Here is a 14,168-nt window from a genome sequence, read left to right on the forward strand (position 1 = left end):
GCTTATTAAAAAAACAAGTTGAGACGACCTTGAACGCCAATCAATATCGCTGGTTTGAATTTACCCTCATTTTTGTATTGCTGCCCTTGTTGGGTTTTGTATTACGCGAGTATTTAGCTAACTGGCTTATTCCTGCGCTTATTATTTTAATGAGCGTGTGTTGTATGTTGCTACTGGGCGATCCTCATTTTAAGCATTTTAGGCTTACAAGCCTTGGGCAATTTTCTGCTGTTAAAAAACGTGTGTTTAGCTTCTTTTTTTTAGGTGCACTGTTCTCAGGTATGTTTTACGGGATTATTTATCAGGGAAACTGGTTTACCCTTCCCCGCAACTCGTTTAATGATTGGCTTTTACTGTTGCTACTCTACCCAATACTGTCGGTTATTCCTCAAGAGTTAATATTCAGAACGTATTTTTTTCATCGTTATAAACGCATCATGCCCAAAAAAGCAGTGCGTATTGTAGTTAGTGCGAGTGTATTTGCGTTGGCGCATATTGTGTATGCAAATTGGATTGCAGTAGCCTTAGCATTTTTAGGTGGCTTACTGTTTGCCTATACCTATGCGCAAAGCCGCTCAACCGTCGTGTGTGTTATTGAGCATAGTTTATGGGGGATATGGATGTTTACACTCGGGATCGGCAGCTACCTTGATTCAGGCGCATTTAACTAATATAACAAGCATTAAAAAATCCGATACTAGAAAACTAATATCGGATTTTGAATATTTCTAAAACCACTTAACTAATGGTTAAAATAACGATTCAAACTCACCATTTGGAAATAAAACACCAGGAATACCACGTACTGCAGTAACATCAGCTAGTTTAGTATCACCAAAATATAAACCGCCACTGTAATTACGGCCCTTTTGTTTTACATCTAACCAACGTCCATTTTCGCCTTTCGCTATTAGATTAATGTTGCCACTAACATCACGAATACGTAAATCTAGCGCACGGTTTTTTATACTAACAAATATATCTGTAGAGGTAAGTTCTGATAAGTTTTCAACATCGCCCACGTAAGCAAACTTAAAATCGCTTGCACCACTCAACGGAAAATCTAATTCAAAAGTAAATGCTAAATCGTCATTATCTTCACCAATAAAAGGCGAAGCCTCTACTGCTGTAATATGAAATGCAGTGCTCTGAATGTCACTTACGTAATCGCCATTAAAATCAAAAGTAGATAACGTCGTAGACTCTTCACCTAATGAATTAACAAAACGATTTAAGTTTAGTGACAAGTCACCTTCAAGTTTACCCGCTGCTTTATTGATAATTACATTGGTCGTTACCTGTGTAATACCTGTATCGGCTTCTGGGTTTAATTCACTTTGTGCATCTATGCCGTCAAATTGAATCAGTAGTTCACTTACATCTACACTTAAAACCGTAGCACCATTTGTGACTGTTGCGCTCATTACACCTTCAATTTTATTACCTAATACACCACTTACTCTAAATGTTGGAATTGATAAATCAATTGTTATAGGTAAATCATCATATGTGCCAGTTATAGCCCAAGTATAAGGTGATTGGCTGTAATCAATATCTAAGTCACGAAGTTTATATTGTCCTGATGGTGTAGAGCCATCAGCTAGTGGTGAATAATTTGTAATAACTTCGTTTAAAGCATTAGTAAGTGCATCAAGTGTTCTTTGTGTGTCTTCATCAAACGCACTTTCAAGCTCAGCGAATTTTGCGTCTAATTCATCTGAATAGCTTTTTTCTTGAAGTCTTGCTGCACCTATAATATTTCGTGTATCAACAAGTAACTCTCTTGAATCTAAGCTTTGAACTTCTGTTGAGCGAGCCTGCCAATTTGTAAATGTAGTTACACTTGCAATCGTTTGCTTAACTTGACCAGCTACATTTTGCAGTAAAGCATTACCTTGGTCGCTAAATAAGTTATCTGTAACATACTGCGCTGCTAAATCGCTATAATCTTGCCATGCTTGCTGGTCAGTCTCTAAGTTAGTAAATGCATTAAAAGCACTTTCAACACTAAACGAACTATCAGCAACACCAGCTAAAATTGCCGCGTAAGTAAATGCATTAGTAACCATTTCTGCTTCAACACTTGCATTTAAATTGCTGTGCGTTAAATGATAAAAAGGCGTGGCTGATAAACTAGCTTGCGTAGCACTAAAGCCTTCATCTGTAATTGCTTTACTCAATGGCGATAAATAAACCGTATTTACACCTGGTGCACTAAATGCATCTGCTTTGTAATTAAGAGTAACGGCTGTCAATTCTTGGTAGTCTATTAAACGGTTTGCGTTTAAGTCATTTACATCACCACGAACTGTTCTGCCACAACCTGTAAAGCGAGGACAAGGTAGAGCAGTATCACTCGGTATAAACTCAAAACTATTAAAAGTAAGTGGAGTTACACTTACACTCGCAGTATTGATGTTTTCGACTTCAATTGATTCTTGCACCACCCCGTCGCTATCTAAAACATTAAGCGTGCCCTGTGGTGATTGCCAATTAGATACATAAAAACTCACAGAAGAAGATGTAGCAATCTCACTCACTGCAACAGATTCTGAACTGTCACTGTCTGATGAAGAACCACAACCTACCAATGCAATAGCTACCCCTAAGGGTATAATTTGTTTTAACATCTTCATTCCTTAAAACTTAATGTTCACGTACCAATTCACATTAGCATAATAGGCTTTATCTAAATCTAGGCTATCAGTTTGTAAATTAAGACCAAAATACTCGTTTTCTATACCAACTAAAAATGCTTCACTTTTTGTCTCATAGCCTGCCTGTACTTTCCAATGATCCCAAAAGTGTATACGGCCTTTTAATTGGCTGAACGTGTCTTTGTCGTAACGTTTTAAAGTTAACTGAGTCGAAAATCGGTCGTTTATTCTGTAATCGGCAAATGCTTGTAGTCGCATTTCCATTTCTAAATCATGAGATACCGTATTTCCAAATGCAGATGTTTTTAATGAAACTGTTGGCTGAGTAATAATATCGCCGTTGTCATCTTCGCTAAATGGAATTTCAGTAGTTTGACCTTTTACAGAGCCGCTGTCTTCGTACTCTGTTTTATAGAGTAAATCTTTTACGCTAAAACCAACTTGAAGCTCATCATTTACTTGCCAATCAGCAAAAATATCTAGGCTATAGCCAAGCCCTTCAGGTTTTTGTGAAGGTGAAAACTTTTTAAATAATATGTCTTTTGAAAAATTGTAATCAACAGTTACAGCGCCTTCAACTTCATCACTATAAATTTCACCATTTACAGTCGCGTCTTGATAGTGCGAGCTGGCAAAAACAGAAAGTTTAGGTGTTATTGTTAATGCATTTTTGTCTAAAAATTTAAAATCATAAGATACAAATACACCGTTAGACGTTGCTTGTTTAGCATCAAGGTAATATGTATAAAATCTATCTTCAAACTCTAGATCATTTTTTTCGGTATGAGTATATTTGGCTGTATCAGGATCAAAGTTAAGAACATAATCGTAACGACTTTGTAAACCTACCTTAAAATTACCGTAGCCAACACCTACTTCAAATATATTGTAGGTAAATGCACTGTCACCCGATTTTAATGGTGCATCAAAATCATCTACAAACGCTTGTACTGGTTGTGCTTCAGTATAAATTTCTGCGTCAAAATGAGTAAATATTTGAAATTGGTTATCTGCGGAAGCAAGTGGAGAAATAAGAGCTGATGAAAATCCTAACAAGAGAATTTTTTTTTTCATAATTTAATCGCTTTCTATAAAAAAAGGGAAAAGCACTGCTTTCCCCTTTTATAGTTTAAATATTACTTAGATGAATCAATTAAATCAACATCAGTGTAATCAACCACGTCACCATCAATGTAAGTAATTGAAAGACCGTTTGTTGTTTTAGTTGCAGTACCAAAAGACATCATCATCTCATTGTACATAGCCATAACGTCACCAGTGTAACCTGTACTTTCATTATCAGTAATAGACAATGTATAACCCATTGCATTATTTACTGTAATATTTAAAGCACTTGTCTCTTCCATATCACTATCAATAAATGTAGCCATTACTTTAAAGTCTACATCACCAGAAACACCTTCTAATGAAATAGAACCTGAATCTGTTGCATCGTCGGCTGTAATGCTTAACACGCCATCAAAGCCTGAATCGCCATCAACAATTTCAACATGGTTCGACATCTCAGTCATTACAATTTCAGCGTCATCTACATTTTCAGCCGTCACTGCGCCATCAAAAGTAAATACTAAACATGAATCGATTTGAGTTGAATCAATTGTACCAGCGGCAAAATCAACACAATCTGTCAATGCTGCTGTTTGTGTATCAGCCGTTACAAGCTTAACTGAAACGTCATTTTCACCTACTAGCGTAGCACCCCAAGCAACAACAAGCTGATTGTCTTGATAAGATGCAGCTGCGCTGATCATTTCACCTGTAGTCGCATTGCTAAGCATTAGAGTAAGATCATCTAAATTATAAGCATAATCCCAATCAGCATTACGAGTTGAAGTACCTGTACCTGAGTTATTACCCATTTCAGCTAATTCATCAATTACGTCAGCAAGAACGTCTGCTGCATCAGCAACGGCTTGGCCGCCAGTGTTAGTAAGCACAGTCATAGTCGATAATGACTCTGATGTAGCTTTAACAGAAGTTAGTACTTCAAGTTTTGCAACTGCAGTTTCAGCAGCAAGTTGTAGATTATAAGCTGTTACAAATTGCTCGCTAGCTAGTACACCTTGAGCTACAGCAGCTGTTTGCATAGCTGTAAGCGCATCAATCATTGCTTGTGCGCCTTCGCCTTCAAGTTCTAGGTAAGCATTAGCAGCAACAAGTGCTTGCTCAATAGCAATTTCAAGTGCATCAACAGCAGCAGCAAAATCAGACGCAGCAGTAACTGCAGTCATCGCAAGCTCTTTTGCTTCAGCAGCGTTTGCAACAGTATCTACCATTGCATTTTCTGCGTTAGCAAGTGCGCTAGTAGAAGCCGCTTCAGCTGTGTCTGCTAGTGATTTTTTCTCATCGGCAACGTCTGCAGTGTCTTCAGCAACTAGTTTTGCAGCAGCAAGAGTCACATCAAACGTTGTAATCGCTGCTTCGGCTTCAGCTACTAGTGCAGCTAGTGCCGCGTCGTATGCAGCGGTGTCATTTACAGCATCAAGTGCATCAGTTTGTAACAACGATGCAGAATCAAGAACTTGCTGATAATCAGAACTTTGAGTAACTAAGGCATTTGCAGCAGTTACATAACCTTGTGATTTAACAAAAATAGAGTCTGCTTTAGCTGTTAAATCAGCCGTAGTAGCTTCATTTTTCAGTAATGTAACAGCGCTTACAAATGCAGCTGCGTTATCAGCTGTAAGAGCGTCGCCGCCCATTGCTTGAACATCTGCAAGTGAACTTTGAGCTGTTTCAATGCTCATTTCTAATGCAGTAAGTGCAGTTTGAGAAGCAGTAATTTCTACTGTTAAAGCAGCTGCTAGAGCTGTATAAAAATCATCCCCAACTGTACATTCTGCGCCAGTACAACCAATTACTTCTAATGCTTTTTTAATTTTAACTGCAGCAGCAGCAAGGCTCGCATCAGTTGCCGCACCATTTTTAATCGCTTTATCTTTAGCTTCTTTTGCTTTTTTGGCAATACCAGCTGAGTTAGCAGCAAACGCAGCGATCTGACCTGCAGTAGGAGTTGGGGTTTTTGCTGCGAAAGCGGCTTCTAACGCAGTTTTAATATCATCTTCAGTGCCAGTAGCAATAGCAACAAAAACATTTGAAGTACTTGCTACAGCTTTTTGTAACATTGTAGCTATTGCAGCAATGCCAGCATCAGTATTGCCTTTAAACTGGCCTGATTTAATACCCGCTTTAATGCTGTTAATTACATCAACAATAGAAGGCAGGCCTTGAATTGAAGACGAGAATTGTGCAATTGCTAAAATACCGTCAGTAAGTTCTTCTTCGCCATCAACATCACTTAAATCTACAGCGCCGCCATTAGATAAGTCACCGATAATAGCTGAAAGTAAAATTGCTGTATCTTGACCCATTAGTTGTACAACAGTATTCAAGCTTGCTGCAGCAATAGCGTCTTCATCTACACTTGAACCTGAGTCAAGAAGAAGAGCCGCCACTAACGATGTTAAGAAAGTAACATTAGCGTTATAAGAAGCTTCTACATTAGCATCGCCTGCAGAACCGCTTGCTCCAGATGTATCGCCTTCAACAGCTGGAATAAATTTAACAACTGAAAGCTCTAGGTCAGTTTTGTACCATTCACCAAATTCAATTGCAGTATCGCCATCATTTACGTCATCAGACTCTGGCGCTGTATCGTAATCGCCACAACCTACGTAAGCATCACAGCGTAAAAAGCTATCATCGCCTTCGGCAGACGTTTTAACAGTAATGTAAACTGGTCCAGTAAAATCATCGTCTAGGTAGATGCTGTAACGGCCGCTTTCATCAGTTAATACTTCAGGGTTAGCAGCAATTTTACTTGCTTCTACTGCTGCATCAGCGGCACTTTGTGATAGTGCTTCTTCAGAAAAAGACTCTGCTTCTGCTGAAGCAGCTGAGCGAAACGCAACAGGAACGCTTTGACCAGATGCATCTAAAGTCATTACAGTTACTACTGCATTTTTCATTGAACCTTTAACTGCTTTACCAGTTACTTCAATGTTGAACTGTGCATCACCTGCTGCAGTAAAAGATTCTACCGGTGTAACAGGAATGTTTCTGTCATTGTCCGAACCACATGCTGTTAAGCCTAATGTAAGTGCAACTGAAGCTGCAATAGGTGTAAATTTGATCGTACGCTTTACCATTTATTTCTCCTTGATAGCCTGGAATGAGTATCAGAAATTAGTTTAGTTGATAGTGGCTTGTGTAAGCTTTTATGTTTAAAAATCATTAAAAAAGTACACAATCATAACCTTTGTTACCAGAACATTAAAAATACCATTAAGCTATATAGTTATGCTACATATTTATACGTTTTATAGAAGTATTTATCTTTATTCTATGAGCTACTTCTTTATCAGCATCTCTATTATTCAATAACCTATAGACACTCATAAAGAACCAGCACATATTGATACAATATATTCACTTTATTAAATGAATATTACATACAATCTAGTTTGTTAATTATATTCTTCAAGTAAATGCGATGGATGAGAGCTAAAAAAGAGGAAAATTAGAAAAATTAATGAAAAAGGATTGTTTATAATGAATGTTAGTAGGTTTTACTTTAGCTAAGCAAACGTTTATAAAACTTGTTTACTTACCTAAAGTAAATGTTTAGTAATTACTGAGGGACTCTTACAACCCCTTCCATTAATACGCGTGCACTTCGGCTCATACTTGCTTTAGTAACTTGCCAATTACCTGCATTATTTTTAGCTTCAGCACCTACTTTTAGCGTGCCCGACGGATGACCAAAGTTAACTTCTCTTAATGCGCCGCCACCAGCGGCTATATTTACAAGTGTGCCTTCAATAGCCGCCGCTGTGCCAATAGCTACAGCGGCTGTGCCCATCATGGCATGATGCAGCTTACCCATCGACATAGCGCGCACGAGTAAGTTAATGTTTGCAGCCTCAATAAGCTTACCGCTAGACGCTGTATAATCTAAAGGCGCTGCAACAAACGCAACTTTTGGCGTATGTTGGCGAGCTTGCGCTTCATTAATGTTAGTGATTAAGCCCATTTTAACGGCGCCATAAGCGCGAATGATTTCGAGCTTTTCAAGCGCGGCAACATCATTATTTATATCGTCTTGCAGCTCTGTGCCGGTATAGCCAATATCAGCTGCGTTAATAAATACAGTAGGAATACCTGCGTTTATCATTGTTGCTTTTAAAGTACCAACACCTGGCACCTCTAAGTCATCAACTACATTACCTGTTGGAAATAACGCGCCATCGCCATCAGCGGGATCTATAAACTCAAGTTTTACCTCGGCTGCTGGAAAGGTAACGCCATCGAGCTCAAAGTCACCGGTTTCTTGCACTTCGCCATTGGTCATAGGGACATGCACTAATATGCTTTTTTTAATATTAGCCTGCCACACGCGCACAATAGCAACACCGTTATCGGGTACTCGATTTTTATCAACCAAACCATTACTAATAGCAAAGGCACCGACTGCTGACGTTAAGTTGCCGCAGTTACCGCTCCAATCTACAAAAGGTTTATCTATCGCCACTTGACCAAATAAGTAGTCAACATCGTGATCGGCTTGCTCACTTTTACTTAAAATCACAGTTTTACTGGTACTTGATGTAGCGCCGCCCATGCCATCCGTTTGCTTAGCATACGGATCGGGGCTACCTATAACGCGCAGTAATAAATTATCGCGCGCCTCACCTGCTACTTGAGCAGGCTTTGGCAAATCAGTTAAATTAAAAAACACACCTTTACTGGTGCCGCCACGCATATAGGTTGCAGGCACTTTAATTTGCGGTTTAAACATAGTGTTTGCCCTTATGCAGATTGCGTTGCTTCTAAAAAGTCTTGAGCAAAGCGCTGTAACACACCACCAGCCGCGTAAATAGAAAGTTCTTCTTGGGTATCGATACGGCACTTCATAGGCACAGTAAGTACTTCACCGTTTTTACGCGTAATACTTAAATTAACGGTAGCACCTGGTTTTAAATCGCCCGCTACATCGTACGTTTCGCTGCCATCAAGCTTTAGCGTTTTACGGGTTGTGCCTGCTTTAAATTCAAGTGGTAAAACACCCATACCAATTAAGTTAGTACGGTGAATACGCTCAAAGCCCTCAGCTGCTATTACTTCAACGCCTGCAAGCCTTACGCCTTTTGCAGCCCAATCGCGCGACGAACCTTGGCCGTAATCGGCACCTGCTACAATAATAAGTGGTTGTTTACGCTCCATGTAGGCCTCAATTGCTTCCCACATACGAGTATTAGTACCTTGTGGCTCTAAGCGTGCGTATGAACCTTGCTTAACCTCGCCGTTTTCGTCCAGTACCATTTCGTTTAGTAGTTTTGGGTTTGCAAAAGTTGCGCGCTGCGCTGTTAAATGATCGCCTCGGTGCGTTGCATACGAATTGTAATCTTCCTCTGGTACGTTCATTTTAGTTAGGTATTCGCCAGCGGCACTGCTTGCCATAATCGCGTTCGAAGGAGATAGGTGATCGGTTGTAATGTTGTCGCCAAGTACTGCAAGCGCACGCATACCGGTCATTGTGCGCTCACCCGCAAGTGCACCTTCCCAATAAGGAGGGCGACGAATATACGTACTTTCTGGGCGCCAGTTGTAAAGTGGGTCGTTATCTTCACCGTAATCTACGGTTAAATTAAACATCGGCTCGTACACTTTTCTAAACTGCTCTGGCTTAACGCTTTGCTTAATAACCGCATCAATCTCTTCGTCAGATGGCCATAAATCTTTAAGCGTAATATCGTTGCCTTGTTGATCTTGCCCTAGTATTCCTTTTTCAATATCAAAGCGAATAGTACCTGCAATGGCGTAAGCAACTACTAAAGGAGGTGATGCTAAAAATGCTTGCTTAGCATAAGGATGAATACGCCCATCAAAGTTACGATTGCCCGAAAGCACGGCTGTAGTGTATAAATCGCGATCGATGACTTCTTTTTGAATAACAGGGTCAAGCGCCCCGCTCATACCATTACAGGTAGTACACGCAAAACCAACAATCCCAAAGCCAAGTTGCTCAAGCTCTGTTAGTAGGTTTGCATCTTCAAGGTATGATTGCACCGCTTTTGAGCCCGGTGCTAATGAGGTTTTAACCCAAGGTTTGCGCATTAAACCCTTGGCATTTGCGTTACGGGCAAGGAGAGCTGCAGCAATTACATTGCGTGGATTGCTCGTATTAGTACAGCTAGTAATAGCCGCAATAATACACGCGCCGTCTGGCATTAAGCCTTCTTCATTTTCAACAATGCCCGAAATACCTTCTTTAGCTAAATCGCTGGTTGATACACGGCGGTGCGGATTAGATGGACCTGCAATATTGCGCCCTACGCTTGATAAGTCAAACTTAAGTACACGCTCATATTTTGCGGTTTTTAAGCTATCGCTCCAAAGGCCTGCTGTTTTAGCGTAGTTTTCTACAAGGGCTATTTGCTCTTCTTCGCGACCGGTTAAACGCAAGTAATCTATTGTTTTATCATCGATATAAAACATAGCTGCAGTTGCGCCAAATTCTGGTGTCATGTTCGAAATGGTTGCTCTGTCACCAAGTGTAAGCGCGTCGGCACCTTCACCGTAAAACTCTAAATAAGTAGATACAACACGTTGCTCGCGTAAAAATTCTGTAATAGCGAGCACAATATCGGTTGCGGTAATACCAGGTTGGCGTTTGCCTGTTAGCTCAACACCAACTATATCGGGTAAGCGAATATAAGAAGCACGGCCCAGCATTACGCTTTCAGCTTCAAGCCCGCCTACGCCCACAGCAATAACGCCCAGCGCATCAACATGTGGTGTGTGGCTATCGGTACCTACTAGTGTATCTGGGAATGCAATGCCATCTCGGTTTTGAATAACCGGCGACATTTTTTCAAGATTAATTTGATGCATAATGCCGTTACCCGGTGGGATCACGTCAATATTTTTAAAGGCAGTTTTAGTCCAATTTATAAAGTGAAAACGGTCGTCATTTCGTCTGTCTTCAATGGCGCGATTTTTTTCAAATGCATCAGGATCAAAACCGGCATGCTCTACCGCTAACGAATGATCAACTATTAACTGCGTAGGGACTACCGGATTCACTTTTGCCGGATCGCCGCCTTTAGCTGCAATTGCATCACGAAGTCCTGCTAAATCAACCAGTGCTGTTTGCCCTAAAATATCGTGGCACACTACACGCGCCGGATACCACGGAAAATCCAAGTCTTGCTTGCGTTCAATTAGCTGATTAAGTGCATCGGTTAACATGGCAGGATCGCATCGGCGTACTAGGTTTTCGGCAAATACACGTGATGAATAAGGTAGCGTGGCGTATGCACCTGGCTTGATTGCGTCAACGGCTTCTTGTGTATCGTAGTAGTCGACATTTGAGCCCGGTAGAGTTTTACGGTATTGGGTATTATTAATTATGGTCATAATAAGGGTTCGCTAATTTGGTGACGGATGTAGTACCAATTTTTATGGAGAGTGCAATTGGTATTTTTCAAGAAAGGCTTTAGGTTTGTAGTTGTTTTTATTATATAAAGCATTAAAGCCGTAAAAGGTGAGCCATTGGCTCACCTTAGTTAAAAATAATTAACTTCTTGATTCGATTGGTGTGTAACTGCGTGCATCAGGCCCTGTGTAATCGGCACTTGGGCGAATAATACGGTTGTTAGCACGTTGCTCTTTTACATGCGCAGTCCAGCCCGTAACACGGCTCATTACAAATATTGGCGTAAATAACTTTGTCGGAATATCCATAAAGTGATAAGCAGACGCATGGAAAAAATCGGCATTACAAAACAGTTTTTTCTCGCGCCACATAATTTCTTCACAACGAACAGAAACAGGGTAAAGCACAGTATCGCCTACTTCATCAGCTAGCTTTTCAGACCACTTTTTAATAATTACATTACGTGGGTCCGATTCGCGATAAATCGCATGGCCAAAGCCCATAATTTTGTCTTTACGTTCAAGCATACCCATTACTTCTTGCTCGGCATGTTCTGCGCTTGAAAAACCTTGAATCATATCCATAGCTGCTTCGTTAGCACCACCATGAAGTGGACCACGCAATGTACCAATCGCGCCTGTTACACAAGAATGAATATCAGAGAGCGTTGACGCACACACACGGCCTGTAAAGGTAGACGCATTAAACTCGTGCTCTGCGTATAAAATTAGTGATACGTTCATCACTTGTGCAAACAACTCGCTAGGTGCTTTATCGTGCAGCAGCGTTAAAAAATGCGCACCGACAGAATCGTCATCTGTTTGTGTTTCAATGCGTACACCATCGTGCGTAAACCGATACCAATAACAAATAATACTTGGGAATACAGCAACCATACGATCAATTGCATCATTGGCTTGGCTAAAATCAAGCTCCGTTTCAAGGTTACCCAACATAGAGCAACCCGTGCGCATTACATCCATTGGATGCGCGTCTTTAGGGATATTTTCGAGCACGGTTTTAAGTGCATCGGGTAAGCCGCGTAAGCTTTTTAGCTTTGCTTTATATTCTGCCAGTTCGCTAGTGGTTGGTAACTCACCACGAGAAAGTAAAAATGAGACTTCTTCAAACTGCGCTTTTTCGGCCAGTTCACTAATATCGTAACCACAATACGTTAAACCAGAACCACTTTGCCCTACAGTACACAATGCTGTTTGACCAGCCACTTGTCCGCGTAAACCCGCGCCACCTAATGCTTTATCTACCATGATTTTCTCCTATCTTAAATTTGTGTGTGATATCTGTTCTAATAATTATTATTTGTCAGATTTTGATGAAAAAAGTGTGTCGAGTGTGTTCTCGTACGTGTGGTAATCTAAAAAGTCGTAAAGCTCTGAACGCGTTTGCATATTTTCAATTTGGCTTTGTTGCGAGCCTTCATTTAAAATTGCTGAATACACGTTGAGTGCTGCTTTGTTCATGGCTCTAAATGCACTAAGTGGGTAAAGCACCATTTCAACGCCTACATCGCTTAACTGCTCTTTAGTGTAAATGGGTGTTTGGCCAAACTCAGTAATGTTTGCCAAAATTGGAACATTAATCGCTTTTGCAAATGCTTGGTAATCAGCAAGGTCGTGTACGGCTTCAGCAAAAATAGCGTCAGCGCCGGCTTCAACACAGGCAGCTGCACGGTCAATAGCGGCATTTAAACCTTCTTTTTGAAATGCATCGGTACGCGCCATAATATAAAAATCGCTATCGATTTTTGCATCAACCGCTGCTTTAATACGGTCAACCATTTCACCTTGGCTTACAATCTCTTTGTTAGGACGGTGACCACAGCGCTTTTGCGCTACTTGATCTTCTATATGAAAACCCGCTGCACCGGCTTTAGTCATTTCTTTTACTGTGCGTGCAATGTTAAACGCACCGCCCCAACCCGTATCGGCATCAACAAGTAGTGGTAAGTCGCTAGCACCTGTAATACGACGAATATCTTCAAGCACGTTATCAAGGCTTGTCATACCTAAGTCAGGCATACCAAACGAGGCGTTTGCAACACCGGCACCTGAGAGATAAATAGCTTGGTGGCCCATCTTTTCTGCCATCATCGCTGTGTATGCGTTAATAGTGCCTACAACTTGTAACGGGCGGTTATTGGCAATAGCCTGTTTAAATTTCAATCCTGCTGACATTACTTTCTCCTCACTTTGAACGGTTGCTACGTGGAGTAACTTATATTTAATCTGTAATTGTGACTGTTTAACTATTCTGCTTAACTTTTAGCTTTTAGCTTTTAGCAGCTTATGCTTTTTGCTTAGCTAATAAGTCGAATTTGGTTTGAATATTTGCTTGCGATGCACTGATATGGCGCTTCATTAGCATTTCGGCCAGTTCGCCGTCGTGGTTTTCTATCGCGTTAATAATAGCTAAATGCTCATCAAACGCTTTAGATACACGCGGCCCCACCATACCCATTTGCACACGGTACATGCGTATTAGTTGATAGAGCTCATTACACAACAAATGAATTAAATGCGCGTTTTTACTGCCTTGAATAATACGGTAATGAAAATCTAAATCGCCAGCCTCTTGATAATAAGACTCGCCCTCTTTAACACGCTGTGTTTGTAGGTGCTGATTAAGTAATTGCTTTAAGCCTTTTACTTCTTCGGGTTCCATATTGTCGGCAGCCAACCTACATGCCAAGCCTTCAAGTGAGCTGCGAACTTGATAAACTTCAATCAAACGATCCGCGGTAAGGGCAACTACTCGGCAACCTACGTTAGCTTTACGCTCAACAAGGTAGCAACTCTCTAAGCGATTTAACGCTTCTCTAAGCGTTGCACGGCTTACGCCATAACGTTTTGCAAGTTCTGGCTCTGATATTTTACTACCTTGAACTATACTGCCTTCAACAATCTCACGGCGCATATCTACAAATACTTGATCTGATGCGGTAGTTATAGGCGCTTCGTTTAAAAATGTGTGTGTCATAAGTTATTTTTTAGATTGTCGACAATTCATGTTGTCACTATGTGCTTATTAAAAAA

The 14,168-nt window shown here is 40.6% G+C and carries 9 protein-coding genes; 1 reads left to right on the plus strand and 8 read right to left on the minus strand.

The annotated features are described in order from the left end of the window. The first annotated feature begins 29 nt into the window (after positions 1 to 29). Entirely contained in the window at positions 30 to 671 is a 642-nt protein-coding gene (locus I6F49_RS07650) for a CPBP family intramembrane glutamic endopeptidase (protein WP_197179560.1), read from the plus strand. 78 nt (positions 672 to 749) lie between these two features. On the opposite strand, the gene I6F49_RS07655 is transcribed toward I6F49_RS07650, so the two are convergent. From I6F49_RS07655 to I6F49_RS07690, 8 genes are all read right to left on the minus strand, one after another. Next, positions 750 to 2,630, minus strand: a complete 1,881-nt coding sequence (locus I6F49_RS07655; RefSeq protein ID WP_197179562.1) for a hypothetical protein — start codon at positions 2,628 to 2,630, stop codon at positions 750 to 752. Between the two features lie 9 nt (positions 2,631 to 2,639). Then, positions 2,640 to 3,731: a hypothetical protein gene (locus tag I6F49_RS07660; RefSeq protein WP_197179564.1), complete on the minus strand. Its 1,092-nt coding sequence runs from the start codon at positions 3,729 to 3,731 to the stop codon at positions 2,640 to 2,642. A gap of 62 nt (positions 3,732 to 3,793) precedes the next feature. Then, the gene (locus tag I6F49_RS07665) at positions 3,794 to 6,826 is read right to left on the minus strand and encodes a hypothetical protein (RefSeq protein WP_197179566.1); all 3,033 of its coding nucleotides are present in this window, start codon (positions 6,824 to 6,826) and stop codon (positions 3,794 to 3,796) included. A 482-nt stretch (positions 6,827 to 7,308) separates the two neighbouring features. Beyond that, positions 7,309 to 8,475 carry a 2-methylaconitate cis-trans isomerase PrpF gene (prpF, locus tag I6F49_RS07670; protein ID WP_197179568.1) on the minus strand — a complete coding sequence of 389 codons (1,167 nt, stop codon included), beginning with the start codon at positions 8,473 to 8,475 and terminating at the stop codon, positions 7,309 to 7,311. Between the two features lie 11 nt (positions 8,476 to 8,486). Then, positions 8,487 to 11,096, minus strand: coding sequence for a Fe/S-dependent 2-methylisocitrate dehydratase AcnD (gene acnD, locus I6F49_RS07675; RefSeq protein ID WP_197179570.1), 2,610 nt, complete (start codon positions 11,094 to 11,096; stop codon positions 8,487 to 8,489). 159 nt (positions 11,097 to 11,255) lie between these two features. Continuing rightward, positions 11,256 to 12,383 (minus strand): bifunctional 2-methylcitrate synthase/citrate synthase, encoded by a 1,128-nt coding sequence (prpC, locus tag I6F49_RS07680; protein ID WP_197179572.1) that lies wholly within the window; start codon positions 12,381 to 12,383, stop codon positions 11,256 to 11,258. 48 nt (positions 12,384 to 12,431) lie between these two features. Next, positions 12,432 to 13,310 carry a methylisocitrate lyase gene (gene prpB, locus I6F49_RS07685; RefSeq protein WP_197179574.1) on the minus strand — a complete coding sequence of 293 codons (879 nt, stop codon included), beginning with the start codon at positions 13,308 to 13,310 and terminating at the stop codon, positions 12,432 to 12,434. A gap of 109 nt (positions 13,311 to 13,419) precedes the next feature. Further along, entirely contained in the window at positions 13,420 to 14,112 is a 693-nt protein-coding gene (locus I6F49_RS07690) for a GntR family transcriptional regulator (protein ID WP_197179576.1), read from the minus strand. Between the last annotated feature and the right edge of the window lie 56 nt (positions 14,113 to 14,168).

This window comes from Pseudoalteromonas sp. SWN166 (assembly GCF_015864485.1).
Taxonomy (GTDB): domain Bacteria; phylum Pseudomonadota; class Gammaproteobacteria; order Enterobacterales; family Alteromonadaceae; genus Pseudoalteromonas.

Coding starts and splice junctions, on each gene's coding strand:
- I6F49_RS07655 (WP_197179562.1), bottom strand. CDS start 2,630: ATGTTAAAACAAATTATACCCTTAGGGGTAGCTATTGCATTGGTAGGT.
- I6F49_RS07660 (WP_197179564.1), bottom strand. CDS start 3,731: ATGAAAAAAAAAATTCTCTTGTTAGGATTTTCATCAGCTCTTATTTCT.
- I6F49_RS07665 (WP_197179566.1), bottom strand. CDS start 6,826: ATGGTAAAGCGTACGATCAAATTTACACCTATTGCAGCTTCAGTTGCA.
- prpF (WP_197179568.1), bottom strand. CDS start 8,475: ATGTTTAAACCGCAAATTAAAGTGCCTGCAACCTATATGCGTGGCGGC.
- acnD (WP_197179570.1), bottom strand. CDS start 11,096: ATGACCATAATTAATAATACCCAATACCGTAAAACTCTACCGGGCTCA.
- prpC (WP_197179572.1), bottom strand. CDS start 12,383: ATGGTAGATAAAGCATTAGGTGGCGCGGGTTTACGCGGACAAGTGGCT.
- prpB (WP_197179574.1), bottom strand. CDS start 13,310: ATGTCAGCAGGATTGAAATTTAAACAGGCTATTGCCAATAACCGCCCG.
- I6F49_RS07690 (WP_197179576.1), bottom strand. CDS start 14,112: ATGACACACACATTTTTAAACGAAGCGCCTATAACTACCGCATCAGAT.